The 14,357-nt window shown below is 70.1% G+C and carries 14 protein-coding genes; 9 read left to right on the top strand and 5 right to left on the bottom strand.

Annotated features, from left to right (window positions below):
- Window positions 1-9: 9 nt before the first annotated feature.
- Entirely contained in the window at window positions 10-681 is a 672-nt protein-coding gene (locus AC07PZ_RS14420; RefSeq protein WP_495295792.1) for a PA4824 family protein, read from the top strand.
- A 66-nt stretch (window positions 682-747) separates the two neighbouring features.
- Window positions 748-1,632 carry an NAD(P)-dependent oxidoreductase gene (locus tag AC07PZ_RS14415; RefSeq protein ID WP_495295791.1) on the top strand — a complete coding sequence of 295 codons (885 nt, stop codon included), beginning with the start codon at window positions 748-750 and terminating at the stop codon, window positions 1,630-1,632.
- 126 nt (window positions 1,633-1,758) lie between these two features.
- Here the strand turns inward: AC07PZ_RS14415 and recJ are convergent, their stop codons facing one another.
- Both recJ and AC07PZ_RS14405 read right to left on the bottom strand, forming a co-directional pair.
- Window positions 1,759-3,495 carry a single-stranded-DNA-specific exonuclease RecJ gene (gene recJ / locus AC07PZ_RS14410; RefSeq protein WP_495295790.1) on the bottom strand — a complete coding sequence of 579 codons (1,737 nt, stop codon included), beginning with the start codon at window positions 3,493-3,495 and terminating at the stop codon, window positions 1,759-1,761.
- Window positions 3,492-4,436 (bottom strand): hypothetical protein, encoded by a 945-nt coding sequence (locus AC07PZ_RS14405; protein WP_495295789.1) that lies wholly within the window; start codon window positions 4,434-4,436, stop codon window positions 3,492-3,494. Before AC07PZ_RS14405 ends, recJ begins: the two co-directional genes overlap by 4 nt.
- Before the next feature lie 173 nt (window positions 4,437-4,609).
- Between AC07PZ_RS14405 and AC07PZ_RS14400 the strand changes: the two genes are divergently transcribed.
- The 7 genes from AC07PZ_RS14400 (at window position 4,610) to AC07PZ_RS14370 (ending at window position 11,288) form a co-directional block, all read left to right on the top strand.
- Window positions 4,610-5,866 carry a lipoprotein-releasing ABC transporter permease subunit gene (locus AC07PZ_RS14400; protein WP_495295788.1) on the top strand — a complete coding sequence of 419 codons (1,257 nt, stop codon included), beginning with the start codon at window positions 4,610-4,612 and terminating at the stop codon, window positions 5,864-5,866.
- The gene (lolD, locus tag AC07PZ_RS14395) at window positions 5,859-6,536 is read left to right on the top strand and encodes a lipoprotein-releasing ABC transporter ATP-binding protein LolD (RefSeq protein ID WP_495295787.1); all 678 of its coding nucleotides are present in this window, start codon (window positions 5,859-5,861) and stop codon (window positions 6,534-6,536) included. The genes AC07PZ_RS14400 and lolD overlap by 8 nt, the downstream gene beginning before the upstream one ends.
- 92 nt (window positions 6,537-6,628) lie before the next feature.
- A complete protein-coding gene (locus AC07PZ_RS14390) occupies window positions 6,629-7,606 on the top strand; it encodes a lipopolysaccharide kinase InaA family protein (protein WP_495295786.1) in 978 nt (325 codons plus the stop codon).
- 21 nt (window positions 7,607-7,627) lie between these two features.
- Window positions 7,628-8,593 (top strand): VWA domain-containing protein, encoded by a 966-nt coding sequence (locus AC07PZ_RS14385; protein ID WP_495295785.1) that lies wholly within the window; start codon window positions 7,628-7,630, stop codon window positions 8,591-8,593.
- A gap of 22 nt (window positions 8,594-8,615) precedes the next feature.
- Window positions 8,616-9,932, top strand: coding sequence for an adenylosuccinate synthetase (locus AC07PZ_RS14380; protein ID WP_495295784.1), 1,317 nt, complete (start codon window positions 8,616-8,618; stop codon window positions 9,930-9,932).
- Between the two features lie 119 nt (window positions 9,933-10,051).
- The gene (locus AC07PZ_RS14375; RefSeq protein WP_495295783.1) at window positions 10,052-10,555 is read left to right on the top strand and encodes an Mpo1 family 2-hydroxy fatty acid dioxygenase; all 504 of its coding nucleotides are present in this window, start codon (window positions 10,052-10,054) and stop codon (window positions 10,553-10,555) included.
- Window positions 10,556-10,664: 109 nt separating this feature from the next.
- Window positions 10,665-11,288 (top strand): flavin reductase family protein, encoded by a 624-nt coding sequence (locus tag AC07PZ_RS14370; RefSeq protein WP_495295782.1) that lies wholly within the window; start codon window positions 10,665-10,667, stop codon window positions 11,286-11,288.
- Here the strand turns inward: AC07PZ_RS14370 and AC07PZ_RS14365 are convergent.
- From AC07PZ_RS14365 to AC07PZ_RS14355, 3 genes are read right to left on the bottom strand one after another with little or no spacing between them, the layout of a single operon-like run.
- Window positions 11,272-12,312, bottom strand: a complete 1,041-nt coding sequence (locus AC07PZ_RS14365) for a VWA domain-containing protein (RefSeq protein ID WP_495295781.1) — start codon at window positions 12,310-12,312, stop codon at window positions 11,272-11,274. The two genes, AC07PZ_RS14370 and AC07PZ_RS14365, sit on opposite strands and share 17 nt — an antisense overlap.
- 16 nt (window positions 12,313-12,328) lie before the next feature.
- A complete protein-coding gene (locus AC07PZ_RS14360; RefSeq protein WP_495295780.1) occupies window positions 12,329-13,336 on the bottom strand; it encodes a DUF58 domain-containing protein in 1,008 nt (335 codons plus the stop codon).
- On the bottom strand, window positions 13,317-14,327 hold the full coding sequence (locus tag AC07PZ_RS14355) for an AAA family ATPase (RefSeq protein ID WP_495295779.1): 1,011 nt from the start codon (window positions 14,325-14,327) through the stop codon (window positions 13,317-13,319). Before AC07PZ_RS14355 ends, AC07PZ_RS14360 begins: the two co-directional genes overlap by 20 nt.
- Window positions 14,328-14,357 lie beyond the last annotated feature (30 nt).

The following is a 14,357-nucleotide window of genomic DNA, read 5'->3' as shown; positions in this document are numbered from 1 at the left end:
AAGGTGCGAATGGCCGCCCTGGCCCTGTGCCTGGCGGCAGGCAGCGCCGGCGCGGGCGGCCACTTCGACGTCGATGACGCCGGCACGCTCGACCCCGGCCAGTGCCAGTACGAGGTGTGGGCCGGGCGCACCGGCGGCGCGTCGGCGCAGCGCTTTCAGCACCTCGGTCCGGCCTGCCGCTTCGGGCCGATCGAATGGGGACTCAACTTCGACCGCGCCGCGACCGCCGGGAACAGCGGCGTGTTCGCCGGTCCGCAGCTCAAGTGGACCTTTTTCGGCCAGGCGGCGGATGCGCCGCTCAGCGCCGCGCTGTCCGGCGGTGCCGTGTTCGACGTCAGCCATGGCCGACGCGACGAGCGCGCGGGCGGCCAGTTCGTCGTTCCCGTGAGCTGGCAGGCCACGTCGGCCGTGCTGGTGCACGTGAACCTCGGCAGCGACTGGGCCACGGGCACCGGCGCACGAAGCGGCCGCGGCGGCGTGGCGGGCGAGTGGGCATTGAATCCGGCGCTGTCGCTGATCGCCGAGCGCAACCGCGCGTTCGCGCAGTGGACGACGCGCGCCGGCCTGCGCGTCAATGTCACGCCGCTGGTCAGCGTCGACTTCAGCGTGGCGCGTATCGGGCCGGAGGGCGCGCGCAGCGTGGTCCTCGGGCTCAACCATGCGTTCGACCGGATGCGATGATCGCGGGCTGGGCTGCCGGCGCGTGCCGGAACCCGCAATTCATCTTCATCTGTCAGGAGACAACACATGAAAAAGATCGGCATGGTCGGCATCGGCATGATGGGCCACGGCATCGCCAGCAACATCCTCAAGCACGGCCATCCGCTGGCGGTGCTCGAGCATCCGGGCAACCAGCCGCTCGACGCGCTCAAGGCGGCCGGCGCCACCAGCTTCGACAGCGCCGCGGCGCTGGCCGCAGCGGTCGACGTCGTGATCCTCTGCGTGACCGGCACCCCCCAGGTCGAGGCCGTGCTGCTGGGCGAAGGCAGCGTGCTGCAAGGCCTGAAGCCGGGCAGCGTCGTGATCGACTGCTCCACCGCCATCCCCGAATCGACCGAGCGCGTGGCCGCCGCGGTGCAGGCCGCGGGTGGCCGCTTTCTCGATGCGCCGATGACGCGCACGCCGAAGGAGGCCGCGGAAGGCCGGCTGAACCTGCTGGTCGGCGGCGACGCTGCGCTGTTCGATGAATGCCGTCCGTTGCTGGCCTGCTTCGCCGAGAACATCACGCATGCCGGGGCGATCGGTGCGGGCCACCGCATGAAGCTGCTGCACAACTACGTGTCGCTCGGCATGGTGGCGCTGCTGGCCGAGGCGGCTGCGTGCTCCGAACGCGCCGGCATCGCGCCCGAGGTGCTGGTCGACGTGCTGACCAAGGGCGGCGGCGGCGGCGTGGCGCTGGAGCGCCTCAAGCCCTACCTGCTGGCACGCGACGCCAACGGCCTGCGCTTCTCGATGTCGAATGCCCAGAAGGACCTGAGCTACTACGCCACCATGGCCGAGAACAGCCACTCGGCCCGTGCCATCGCCGACGGCGTGCTCGCGACCTACCAGGTCGGCACCCGCCACAGCGAGCCCCAGACCCTGGTGCCCGAACTGGTCTCTGTCCTGGCCAAACAAGGCGACGCCGGCTGACCCACGGACCCACCCGACCACCGGCTCCGTGCCAGAGACACCGCGGAACCGGCTCAGCCGGTCCGCCGGTGTCGCCCCCTGCAAGGGGGTTGGCGAAAGCGACACGCAGTGCGCGAAGCCTGGGGGTTAGCCAATTTCAGCGCCTTCGACCAGGAAGCGCACCCGGCGCACGCCTTGCCACTCGTCCGCGTCGAGCCGGAAGGCCAGCGTGACCTTCTGCGGCAACGGATCGGTGTGGCCGAACCAGATGCCGTCGACCGGCTTGCCGCGGTGCTTGAGCCTGAGCGCGAGATGCTTCTCGCCGACCAGCCGCTGCGACAGCACCTCGACCTCGTCGCTGAAGGTCGGCGGCGCGAAGCCCTGGCCCCAGACCTCGTGGTGCAGCGTGTCGACCATGTCCACGCGCATGTATTCGGCGGCGATCGGTCCGTCGGTCTCGATCTGCCGCGTGAGCGAGGCGGCCGTCAGCCACTCCTGCGCGACCTGGGCGAGCGCGCGTTCGAACACCGGGAACTGATCGCGCGCCAGCGTGCAGCCGGCCGCCATCGCATGGCCGCCGAAGCGCAGCAGCACACCCGGATGCCGCTTGGCGATCAGGTCGAGCGCGTCGCGCAGATGAAAGCCCGGGATCGATCGGCCCGAGCCCTTGAGTTCGTGTTCCTTGCCCGGCGCGCCGCTGGCCGCGAAGACGAAGGTCGGCCGGTGGAAGCGCTCCTTGAGGCGCGACGCCACGATGCCGACGACGCCTTCGTGGAAGGCATCGCCGAACACGCTGATCGCGGCGGTCGGCACGTCCTTGCCGTCGCCTTGACCTTCACTGTTCGCGCCGAACAGCGACTCGGCCAGCAGCAGCGCCTGGTCGCGCATGCCGCCCTCGATGTCGCGCCGATCGCGGTTGATGCCGTCGAGCAGGCGCGCGAGTTCTTCCGCGCGGCCGGCGTCGTCGGTCAGCAGGCATTCGATGCCGAGCGTCATGTCGGCAAGACGGCCCGCCGCATTGATGCGCGGCCCCAGCGCGAAGCCGAAGTCGAAGGTGGTCGCGACCGGCGCCTGCCGGCCGGCCGCCTTGAACAGTGCGGCGATGCCGGCCGGCATGGCGCCCGCGCGGATGCGGCGCAGTCCTTGCGCGACCAGGCGGCGGTTGTTGGCATCGAGCTTGACCACGTCGGCCACCGTGCCGAGCGCCACCAGCGGCAGCAGCGCGTCGAGCTTCGGCTGGCTGGCCGGCGTGAAGACGCCGCGCGCGCGCAGCTCCGAGCGCAGCGCCAGCAGCACGTAGAACATCACGCCGACACCGGCGATGCTCTTGCTCTCGAAGCCGCAGCCCGGCTGGTTGGGGTTGACCAGCACGTCCGCCTGCGGGAGTTCGGTGCCCGGCAGGTGATGGTCGGTGACCAGGACCTGCAGGCCGCGCGCCTGGGCGGCGGCCACGCCTTCGACGCTGGCGATGCCGTTGTCGACGGTGATCAGCATGTCGGCGCCGCCATCGGCCACGCGCTCGGCGATCGGCGGCGTGAGGCCGTAGCCGTCGACCACGCGGTCGGGCACGAGGTACGTCACGTGCCGAGCGCCGAGCAGCCGCAGGCCGCGCACCGCCACTGCGCAGGCGGTGGCGCCGTCGCAGTCGTAGTCGGCGACGATGCACAGCCGCTGGTCGGCCGCGATCGCATCGGCCAGCAGCACGGCGGCTTCGCGCGTGCCGCGCAGGGTGTCGGGCGGCAGCAGGCGGGCGAGTCCGTCGTCGAGCTCGTCCTTGGCGAGCACGCCGCGCGCCGCATAGAGCCGCGCGAGCAAAGGGTGCACGCCGGCCTGTTCGAGTGCCCAGACACTGCGCGGCGGGATGTCGCGGGCGACGATCTTCACAGCGCTGCGAGCACGGTGCGCGCCGACGTGCGGCGGAACAGACCCTTGAGCCACTGGCCGGCACCACGCTGCTGCGCCGTGAAGCGGCGCGCGCCGCGATCGCCGCACAGCGTCAGCACGACTTCGCCGCCAGCGGTGGAGGCCGCGAGCAGTTCGGCAACCGGGCCGGCATCGAGCGCCTGCCAGGCGGCGGCCCAGCCGGCGCCGTCGTCGTTCAGCGCGGCGCTGCGCAGCGTGGTGGTGATGGTGGGTTCGGCGCCCTTCGTCGCGCCGGCGTCCTTCGGCAGCACGCCGGTGCCGCTGAGCCAGAAGGAGTTGATCGGCTGCGCGCCGCGCGCCGTGCGTTCGTCGTTCACGCGCTGGGTGTAGAGCAGCATCTGCATCTCGTTCTGCAGCTTGCGCACGGGCTTGAGCGCATCGGTGAGCGGCGCCCAGGCCGAGATCGGTTGTCCGGCTGCGCGGTCAGGCGACGCCGTCGCGAGCGTGCGGAACACCTCGCCGCGCGCCAGCCAGCGGCCCGGCACGGCCGAGGGCCGCAGCGAGATGCCGTCTTCCTGGAAGAAGGGCCGTGCCGCTTCGAGCAGTGCCTGCGACTCGGCCGCATCGATCGTGATGCCGGCCGGGTCGTCCAGCACCACTTCGTCGATCGCGACCTCCCAGTGGCACAGCGTGACCACCGCCCACGGCTCGCCCGAACCGGCACGCGACAGCCCGCTGTTCTGCGCCTCGCGCGCGGCCCAGGCGATGCGCCCGTCTTCGGCGGACATGCCCAGGGCACGTGCCAGTGCGCGTTCGTGCGGCGGCGACAGCGTGCTGTCGTCCTGCGTGTCGTCGTCGGCCAGCGCGAGCCGGCCCAGCAGTGATTCGAGGTTGGGCAGATCGAGCTGCGCCAGTGCGGCTTCGCAACCTGGGGAACGGCGGCCCGCGAAGGGGATGATCAAGTGACGGGAGGGAGCGGTGGAAACCATGGGCCTATTGTCGCGCCCGGCCATGAGGCGCCGGGCGGGATGCCACAATCCCGGCCCATGACACGCCCCCATGTTCCGCACTCCGCGTACCCCTTGCCGCACCGGAGGCGGCCGGCCTCTTCCGAGGCGGCTGGGCAGGAGGCCTGATGCGACTCCCCTACGAACTGCAACTCGGCTGGCGCTACACGCGGGCCGGCCGCGCCACCCGGCGCAACGGCTTCATCTCCTTCATCTCCGGCGTGTCGATGCTCGGCATCGGGCTCGGCGTGGCGGCATTGATCATCGTGCTGAGCGTGATGAACGGCTTCCAGAAGGAAGTGCGCGACCGCATGCTGGGCGTGGTGTCGCACATCGAGCTGTTCTCGCGCGACGGCCAGGCGCTGCCCGACCTGGCCGGCGTGATGGCCACGGCGCGCAAGAACCCGCAGGTGATCGGCGTGGCGCCGTTCATCGCCACGCAGGCGCTGATCGCGCGCGGCGAAGACATGAAGGGCGCCCTGGTCCGCGGCATCGACCCGGCGCTGGAGCCGCAGGTCACCGACATCGGCACCACCGCGCAGCATGGCGCGCTGGCGAGGCTGGTGCCGGGCGAATTCGGCATCGTGCTCGGCGGCGAGTTGGCGCGGTCGCTCTACGTGCGCACCGGTGACCAGGTCACGCTGGTGGCGCCGGGCGGCCAGGTGACGCCGGCCGGCGTGGTGCCGCGGCTCAAGCAGTTCACCGTGGTCGGCACCTTCGACTCCGGCCACTATGAATACGACTCCACGCTCGCGATGATCCACACCGAGGACGCGGCACGCGTGTTCCGCCTCGAAGGGCCGAGCGGCGTCCGGCTCAAGCTGAAGGACCTGAACCAGGCGCGCGAGGTGGCCGACCAGCTCGCAGCCGTGATGCCCGATACCGTGCTCATCCGCGACTGGACGCGCCAGAACAAGACGTGGTTTGCGGCCGTGCAGGTCGAGAAACGGATGATGTTCATCATCCTCACGCTGATCGTGGCCGTGGCCGCCTTCAACCTGGTGTCGACGCTGGTCATGACCGTGACCGACAAGCGTGCCGACATCGCGATCCTGCGCACGCTCGGTGCGAGCCCGAAAAGCATCATGGGCATCTTCGTCGTGCAGGGCGCGATGGTCGGCGTGATGGGCACCATCGGCGGCCTGCTACTCGGGTTGCTGATCGCCTACAACATCGACGTCATCGTGCCCGCGCTGGAGCAGCTGTTCCACGCGAGCTTCCTGCCCAAGGACATCTACCTGATCAGCCGGATGCCCAGCGATCCGCAGCGCTCCGACATCATGCCCATCACCATCATCTCGCTGATCCTGGCCTTTGCCGCCACGCTGTATCCGAGCTGGCGCGCGAGCCGCGTGAACCCTGCGGAGGCGCTGCGCTATGAGTGACGTCGTCCTGAAGGTCCGCGGCCTGACCAAGCGCTTCCACGAAGGGCGCATCGACCTGACCGTGCTGCATGGCGTCGACCTCGACGTGCATGCCGGCGAGACGCTGGCCATCGTCGGCGCCTCGGGTTCGGGCAAGAGCACGATGCTGCACCTGATGGGCGGGCTCGATGCGCCGAGCGCCGGCAGCGTTGAACTGCTCGGCCAGAACATCGCCAAGGTCGACGCGGCCGAGCAGGGCCGCCTGCGCAACCGGCACCTGGGTTTCGTCTATCAGTTCCATCACCTGCTGCCCGAATTCAGCGCGCTCGACAACGTGGCGATGCCGCTGAAGATCCGGCGCATGGATCCTGTCGAGGCGGCGCGGACGGCGACCGACATGCTCTCCGCGGTCGGCCTGAAAGAGCGCTTGCTGCATCGCCCGGCCGAGCTGTCCGGCGGCGAGCGCCAGCGCGTGGCGATCGCGCGGGCGCTGGTCACGCAGCCGAACTGCGTGCTGGCCGACGAACCCACCGGCAACCTGGACCGTGGCACCGCCGATGGCGTGTTCGCGCTCATGCTGGAACTGGCGCGCGCCCATGGCACGGCCTTCGTGATGGTCACGCACGACGAAGCGCTCGCAGCGCGTTGCGACCGCGTGCTGCGGCTGGTGGCCGGCCGGCTGGCGGACTAGCCCCGCCTCAGCGCCATCACGCGTCCGCCGCCTACGGCCGGTGGTGGCGGCTCCGGTATCCTGGCTTTCATTGAAGCCCGTGGCACCGATCGATGTTTTCTTCCGTTGCACTCGCATGTCCCCAATGCGCCGCACCGCTGCCGCGCGTGGCACGCTGGCGCACCGTGCAGTGCGCGTACTGCGGCGCAACCATCGTGCGCGGCGCCGAGACGGTCGAACGCGCAACCTTCCATGCCGCCTGGCTGCGTGCGCGTTCCGTTGCCGCACCGGGGCCGGTGTGGGTCTGGCGCGACGCGCGTTATCGCGTGCTGGCCACGCTGGGCCAGGGCGCGCACGGCGAGGTGCTGCTCGTCGAGCGCCTCGGTGTGGCGGCAGAACGCATCACCCTCAAGCTTGCGTGCGATGACAGCGGGCGTGATGCATTGGCCCGCGAGTTCGATGCGCTGCGCACCTTGCAATCGTTGAGTGGCGCAGGCGCAAGCTACTTCACGCGACGGCTGCCGCAGCCGGTCGGCCTGGGGCAGGCGCAATCCGGGACAGGTGACTCGCACCCTGCGCTGCTGCTGCGTCATCCGGCTGGTTACTGGGGCAGCCTGGCGAGCGTCGTCCAGGCGCAGCCGGATGGCATCGACCCACGGCATGCCGTCTGGATGTGGCGTCGCCTGCTGGAAGTGTTGGGCTTCCTGCACGCGGCCGGCTGGACGCATGGCGACCTGAGCCCCGCGCACACGCTGGTGCATCCCCGCGATCATGGCGTGCTGATGATCGGCTGGTCGCAGGCGCGCCACCGCGAGGGCGCCGCCCATGCGGCCGCCGTGGCGCGCGACCTGCGGCAGGTGGCCTGGACGGTGCGTGCGGTGTTGCACGGCCGCACGGGCGTCGACGCGCCGGGCGTTGGCGCACGCACGCCGGCGCCGCTGGCCGAGCTGCTGCGCCGCTGCAGCGAAGCGCCCACCGCCTGCGCGGCGTGGGGTGCGGCGGGCATCGAGACGGCACTGTCCGACGCGGCGCTCGCCTCCTTCGGTGCGCCCCGATTCGTCCCGTTCAACCCCGCGTCTCACGGCGCCTGACATTCAAGGAGCGACAAGCACATGGGCTATGGCAACTACTCGCATTCGGCACACGCGGCATTGCTCGCCGACCGTGCGGCGCAACCCGGGCAGGAGGTGTTCACGCAGCGTGGCGTGCATGCGTTGATGGATCCGCGCGGGCTGAAGGTGCGCGAATCGCGCGACAACGCCGACCATCCGAATTCGCTGCCGGTCGTTTTCGCACTCGATGTCACCGGCTCGATGGGCGACATTCCGGAGCTGCTGGCGCGCCAGGAGCTGCCGACCTTCATGACGCTGCTGACGGACTGCGGCGTGGCCGACCCGCAGCTGATGTTCATGGCGATCGGCGACGCCACGTCCGACCGGGCGGCGCTGCAGGTCGGGCAGTTCGAGTCGACCGCCGAACTCATGGACCAGTGGCTGACCTGGAGCTACCTCGAAGGTGGTGGCGGCGGCAGCGGCGAAGAGAGCTACGAGCTCGCCTTCTACGTGCTGGCGCAGCACACCGACACCGATGCCTGGACGAAGCGCAGGAAGCGCGGCTACCTGTTCATGACGGGCGACGAACGGCCGTACCCGGCGGTATCGCGCCACCAGATCGAGGCGCTGATCGGCGAGAAGCTCGACGAGGACATCCCGATCGAGGAGGTGATCGCCGCAGCCGCCGAAACGTACCACCTGTTCTTCCTGATCCCGGACGCGCAGCGCCGCCGCAACTGCGAGGCGCGCTGGCGCGAACTGCTGGGCGACCATGTGATCTGCATGGATGCGCCGGCCGACGCCTGCGCGGTGGCGGCCGGCATCGTGGCGCTGACCGAGCGCGCCGTGCCCGATCTCGATGCGCTCACCCGCGTGATGAGCACGCACGCGACGCCGAAGGCCCGCATCGCGTCGGTCGTGCATGCGCTGGAGGGCTACGCCGAGCAGCTCGACCCGAACGCGCCCAGGCGCGCAGCGTCCGCCGGCAGAGGCGCCGGCTCGTGGTGGAAAAAGCTGTTCGGATGAGGCCGGGCCCGGCCCGTCGATCGTGACGCGCTATGTCTCGCTGCTGGGCCTGGGTTTCGGCGACTGCGGCAAGGGGCTCTTCACCGATCACCTGTGTCGTACCGAGGGTGCGCATACGGTGGTTCGATTCAACGGCGGCGCGCAGGCGGGGCACAACGTGGTGTTGCCCGATGGTCGGCATCACACCTTTTCGCAGTTCGGCGCAGGCAGCTTCGTGCCCGGGGTCGAGACACTGCTCGCGAGCCCGGTGGTGGTGCATCCCTCGGGCCTGCTGGCCGAGCACGCCGCCTTGTGCCGTGCCGGCGTGACGGACGGCTTCGAGCGCCTGCGGATCGACGCGCGATGCCGCGTCACCACGCCCTTCCACCAGGCCGCGGGCCGGCTGCGCGAGTGGCGGCGCGGCGCGCAGGCCCACGGCAGTTGTGGCGTCGGCGTCGGCGAGACGGTGCGGCACGCCCTGGTGGCGCCGGACGAAGTGCTGCGCTACGGCGACCTGGCCGATCCGCGCGTTGCGCTCGACCGGCTGGAGGCGATCCGGCGGCGCCTGCAGCAGGAGTTCGCGGACGGACCGCCGTTGCATGCGGAGGCGGAGCGCGAACGCGCGCTGCTCGATTCGCCGCCGGTGGCGCAACGCTGGCTGGCCATGTCGCGCGCCTGCATCGAACGGGTGCCCGCGGTCGGCCTCGACGCCGTGGCCGACCGGCTGGCCCGGCCGGGCTGCGTGGTTTTCGAAGGCGCACAGGGCGTGCTGCTCGACGAGACGCGCGGCTTTCACCCGCACACCACCTGGAGCGCGATCTCGACGCAGGCCGTCGAGGCCGTCCTGCGCGATGCGGGCATCGAAGCGCCGGTACGTCATCTGGGCGTGCTGCGCAGCCATCTCACACGCCACGGCGCCGGCCCGCTGCCGACCTGCGACGCGGCGCTCGACGTGCTGGCCGAGCCGCACAACGGCGACGCCGGTTGGCAGGGCCGGTTCCGCCGCGGCCATCCCGACGCCTTGCTTCTGCGTTACGCGCTGCGCGCCGCGGGCCGGCTCGATGGGTTGCTGGTGAGCCATCTGGACGCCATCGACAGGGCGGGTGGCCTGCGCTGGTGCGACGGCTACGACATCGAGGGCGAGGCCGACCCCATGTCCGATCTGCCCTGGCTCGATGCGCCCGGCATCGCGCAGCAGACGGCACTGACCCAGCGCATCGCCCGTGCCGTCCCGCACTACGACGCGGCGCCGGTCAGGACAAGCGCGCAGTGGCTGGAACGGACGGCCGCCGTCACGCCGCTGCCGGTGCTGCTGGGCTCGTTCGGGCCGACCTCGGCCCACGTGCGCGCCATGCGCTGAACGGTGCGGCATCCTGGGGAAATCCCGGGGCGATTCGGCGCCTTCATGGACTCCAATCGGACAGCCCGCCCGGCCTCGGGCGCCAACAATCGGCGCATCCCATGCCAAGGAGCCATCCGATGAAGACCTTGACCGACCAGCTGTCGCAGTACGCCGAATACCACCGCAGCGAGCGCAACATCCTCACCCATTTCATCGGCGTGCCGATGATCGTCCTGGCGGTGGCCGTGCTGCTGTCGCGGCCGGCTTTCGAGGTCGGCGGCTTGACGCTGTCGATCGCGCTGCTGGCGGTGGTGGCGGCATCGCTGTTCTATCTGCGGCTGGACCTGCGCTTCGGGCTGCTGCTCACGGCCTTGCTCGCGGCGGCGCTGTGGTTCGGCGGCTGGGCCGCCTCGCAGTCGACGGCGGTCTGGCTCGCCATCGGCGTGGGCGGGTTCCTCGTGGGCTGGGTGATCCAGTTCGTCGGCCACCACTTCGAAGGACGCAAGCCGGCCTTCGTCGACGACGTGGTCGGCCTGCTGATCGGTCCGCTGTTCGTGGTGGCCGAGCTGCTGTTCCTGCTCGGCCTGTGCCCCGGGCTCAAGGCGGCCATCGAGTCGCGTGCGGGCGCCACGCGCGCCTGAAGACGCCGCTGCCGGTGCGGCACCGCGCCGCGGCGTGGTTGGGCCGCTGCCTGCGGCGCCGGAGGATGGCCGCTAGCATGGGCGCATCGCCATCCCCCGCACCGCATTCATGACCGACCCGCACCGCCGTACCGTCCCGCTCGACAAGGCCTACCGCCTGCTCAACCATGGCCCGACCGTGCTGGTCAGCGCCGCGCATGGCGGGCAGCGGAACATCATGGCGGCAGCCTGGGCGATGCCGCTGGATTTCAGTCCGCCCAAGGTGGCCGTGGTGCTCGACAAGAGCACCTGGACGCGCAAGCTGCTCGAGGCCTCGGGCAGCTTCGCATTGCAGGTACCGACCCGCGCCCAGGCCGACCTGACGGAGACGCTCGGCAGCAGTTCGGGGCTGGCGCTGACGCAGGACGAAGGCATCGACAAGTTCGCGGCCTACGGCGTGAACGCCTTTGCCGGCGAAGCGACATCCGCGCCGCTGCTGGAGGGCTGCGTGGCCTGGCTCGAATGCCGGTTGCTGCCCGAGCCCGCGATCCAGGATCGCTACGACCTGTTCCTCGGCGAGGTCGTCGCCGCGCAGGCCGACGAGCGCGTCTTTGCGAACGGGCGCTGGAACTTCGAGGGCCACGACGAATTGCGCACGCTGCACCATGTGGCGGGCGGGCATTTCATCCTGGCCGGCGGCACCGTCGACGCGCACGCGTTGCCGCGTGCGCCCCGGTTCAAAGAATCCGGTTGAACCAGAACAGCGAGAGGCCGGCGGACAGCAGCGCCAGCAGTGCGGCGCCCAGTGCGAACAGCGCCGACACCTCGGTTTCCTTCTTCTCGACCGTGAGCCGTGAGCTCAGCGTGTCGTAGACCTTCTTCAGGTCGTTGGCCGTGCCGGCATAGAAGTATTCGGCCTGCGTCTTGTTGGCCACGGACTTGAGCGTGTCCTCGTCCAGCCGCACGCGCATCGACCAGCCTTCGAAGCCGATCGTGTCGCCATCCACCGTGCCGACGCCGACCGTGTAGACGCGCACGCCGCGGTCGGCCGCGACCTTGGCCGCATCGAGCGGGTCGACGCCCGTGGTGCGCTGGCCGTCGGTCAGCATGATGATCGCGGCCGAGGTGTAGGAACCCGGTGCGACCGGCACGAACTCCTTGGGCGCCGCCTTGCCGGCCTGCTCGATCGGAATCCCACGTGCGCGATTCGGCGCGCTGAAGTTCGAGATGTCGATGCCCGCATCGGGGAACAGCGTGGCGAGCGACACCACGATCGCATTGCCCGTGGCCGTGGCCCGCTGCAGCTGGAAGCTGTCGATGGCGGTGACCAGGTCGTCGCGGTTGGTGGTCGGCAGTTGCGCGACCTGCGCGCTGCCGGCGAAGGCGACGATGCCGACCTTGACGGTGCGCGGCAGATCCTTGATGAAGCCCTTGGCGGCTTCCTGCGCGGCCACCAGCCGGTTCGGCAGCACGTCGGTGGCGCGCATGCTGCCCGACACGTCCATCGCGAGGATGATGGTCTGCTGGTTCGACGGCAAGGTCACGACCGCCATCGGCCGCGAAGCGGCCACCAGCATCGCGACCATCGACAGCAGGAAGAGCAGCGGCGGGATGTGCCGCCGCATGCTCTGGCGCACACCCATCGCCTCGCGCACGATCGACAGGCTGGCGTAGCGCAGCGCCAGCTTCTTCTTGCGGCGCATGAGCCACATGTACAGCAGCACCAGCAGCGGCACCGCCAGCAGGAGCCAGAGGAACTGAGGCCAGAGGAAATTCATTCGGGCACCTCGCGCGTCATGCAGCAGCCGTCTTCGGGGCGGCCCCGCCGGCGCGCACCCGGCGTTTGCGCATGTCCGCGAAACGCATGATGGCGACGGCGAGATCGTCGTGGGTCGAGAGTTCGAGCGTGTCGACACCGGCCTTCGCCAGCGATTCACGCAGTGTGGCTTCGCGCTCGGCCGCGATGCGTGCAAAGCGCTTGCGGAAGCCCGGATCGTGCGTGTCGACCCACAGCTGTTCGCCGGTCTCGACGTCGCGCAGCGGCACCAGGCCGAGATCGGGCAGTTCACGCTCCAGCGGGTCGAACAGCCGCACGGCGGTCACTTCGTGGCGCTGGGTCAGTTGCGCGAGCGGCTTCTCCCAGCCGGGTTCGGTGAGGAAGTCGGACACCACGAACACGGTCGAGCGGCGCGGCATCATCCCGGCGGCCGAACGCAGCAGGTCGGACAGGCGCGTCATGCCCTGCGCCTTCTGGTCCGCCGCTTCGCCCTTGTCCGCGCGGCGCTGCATCGAATGCAGCAGGTGCAGCACATGCCGGCGACCGCTGCGCGGCGGGATCACGGCCTCGATGTCGCTGCCGTAGACCAGTGCGCCGACGCGGTTGCCGTGCCGCGTGAGCAGGCGCGACAGCACGCCGACGAAGCCGATCGAGATCTCGCGCTTGGCCTTCGCACCCGAGCCGAAGTCGATCGAGTGGCTCAGGTCGAGCACGAACCAGGCCGACATCTCGCGGTCTTCGGTGAACACGCGCACATGCGGTGTCCCGACCCGCGCCGTGACGTTCCAGTCGATGTGGCGCACGTCGTCATGGTGCTGGTACTCGCGCAGGTCGGCCAGGTCGAGCCCCGCCCCGCGCATCAGCGTGCGGTAATTGCCCTGCAGCAGGCCGTCGAGCCGGCGGATGACGGTCCATTCGAGCCGCTGCAGCAGCCGCTCGGCCGCGCCCGCGGGCACGTCGACGGCGGCCACACGCGCGTCGTTCGCCGCGGCCGGCGGCGGCTTCTTACGCCACCAGTTTTTCATGCTCGAGCGGCTTGGGTGGCGCGGGGATGGCGCGCATGATCTTCTCGATCAGGCCGTCGGGCGTGAGCCCTTCCGACAGCCCTTCGTACGACAGCGTGACGCGGTGGCGCAGCACGTCGGGCACCAGCGCGGTCATGTCCTCGGGCAGCGCGTAGCTGCGGCCGCGCAGCATGGCCAGCGCACGTGCGCCTTCGGTCAGGTTGATGGTCGCCCGCGGGCTCGCGCCGAAGGTGATGAAGCGGCCCATGCCCTTGAGCCCGTGCTTCTCTGGCGTGCGCGTGGCCGAAATCAGCTTGACCGCGTACTGGATCAGCGACGGATCGACATACACCTGGCGCGCCTCCGCCTGCAGGGCCGCGAGCTGCGCGGTGGTCGCGACCGCATTGACCGTCACCGGCGTGCCGATCACGCGCTGGACGATCACGAATTCTTCTTCGTCGGTCGGATAGTCCACCAGGATCTTCATCATGAAGCGGTCGACCTGCGCCTCGGGCAGCGGGTAGGTGCCTTCCGTCTCGATCGGGTTCTGCGTCGCCATCACGAGAAAGGGCTTCGGCACCTTGTGCGTCTCGCCGGCGATGGTCACCTGGCGTTCCTGCATCACTTCCAGCAGCGCGCTCTGCACCTTGGCGGGGGCCCGGTTGATTTCGTCGGCCAGCAGCAGGTTGGCGAACACCGGACCGAGCGAGGTGCTGAAGTCGCCGGTCTTCTGGTTGTAGATGCGCGTGCCGATCAGGTCGGACGGCACCAGGTCGGGCGTGAACTGGATGCGCTTGAACTGCCCCTGGATGGTGTCCGACAGCGTCTTGATGGTCAGCGTCTTGGCCAGGCCGGGCACGCCTTCGACCAGCAGATGGCCGCCCGCCAGCATCGCGACCATCACCCGTTCCAGGAAGCGGTCCTGGCCGACCACGACCCGCTTCACCTCGTAGAGGATCTGCTCCATCAGTTCGGCGGTAGCGGGCGACGTTGAAAAGTTCTCTGTGCTCATGCGTGTGCTTTCGTCGAAGGAGAAGGTGGT

It is taken from the genome of Variovorax sp. GW821-FHT10B04, assembly GCF_059415645.1.
Note: the sequence above shows the minus strand (reverse complement) of the source record. Positions and strands in the feature narration are given on the sequence as shown.

What these genes read in the sequence shown, in the direction of transcription:
- AC07PZ_RS14420 (WP_495295792.1), top strand. Translation starts at nt 10, where the DNA reads ATGGCCGCCCTGGCCCTGTGCCTGGCGGCAGGCAGCGCCGGCGCGGGC.
- AC07PZ_RS14415 (WP_495295791.1), top strand. Translation starts at nt 748, where the DNA reads ATGAAAAAGATCGGCATGGTCGGCATCGGCATGATGGGCCACGGCATC.
- AC07PZ_RS14400 (WP_495295788.1), top strand. Translation starts at nt 4,610, where the DNA reads ATGCGACTCCCCTACGAACTGCAACTCGGCTGGCGCTACACGCGGGCC.
- lolD (WP_495295787.1), top strand. Translation starts at nt 5,859, where the DNA reads ATGAGTGACGTCGTCCTGAAGGTCCGCGGCCTGACCAAGCGCTTCCAC.
- AC07PZ_RS14390 (WP_495295786.1), top strand. Translation starts at nt 6,629, where the DNA reads ATGTTTTCTTCCGTTGCACTCGCATGTCCCCAATGCGCCGCACCGCTG.
- AC07PZ_RS14385 (WP_495295785.1), top strand. Translation starts at nt 7,628, where the DNA reads ATGGGCTATGGCAACTACTCGCATTCGGCACACGCGGCATTGCTCGCC.
- AC07PZ_RS14375 (WP_495295783.1), top strand. Translation starts at nt 10,052, where the DNA reads ATGAAGACCTTGACCGACCAGCTGTCGCAGTACGCCGAATACCACCGC.
- AC07PZ_RS14370 (WP_495295782.1), top strand. Translation starts at nt 10,665, where the DNA reads ATGACCGACCCGCACCGCCGTACCGTCCCGCTCGACAAGGCCTACCGC.
- AC07PZ_RS14365 (WP_495295781.1), bottom strand. Translation starts at nt 12,312, where the DNA reads ATGAATTTCCTCTGGCCTCAGTTCCTCTGGCTCCTGCTGGCGGTGCCG.
- AC07PZ_RS14360 (WP_495295780.1), bottom strand. Translation starts at nt 13,336, where the DNA reads ATGAAAAACTGGTGGCGTAAGAAGCCGCCGCCGGCCGCGGCGAACGAC.
- AC07PZ_RS14355 (WP_495295779.1), bottom strand. Translation starts at nt 14,327, where the DNA reads ATGAGCACAGAGAACTTTTCAACGTCGCCCGCTACCGCCGAACTGATG.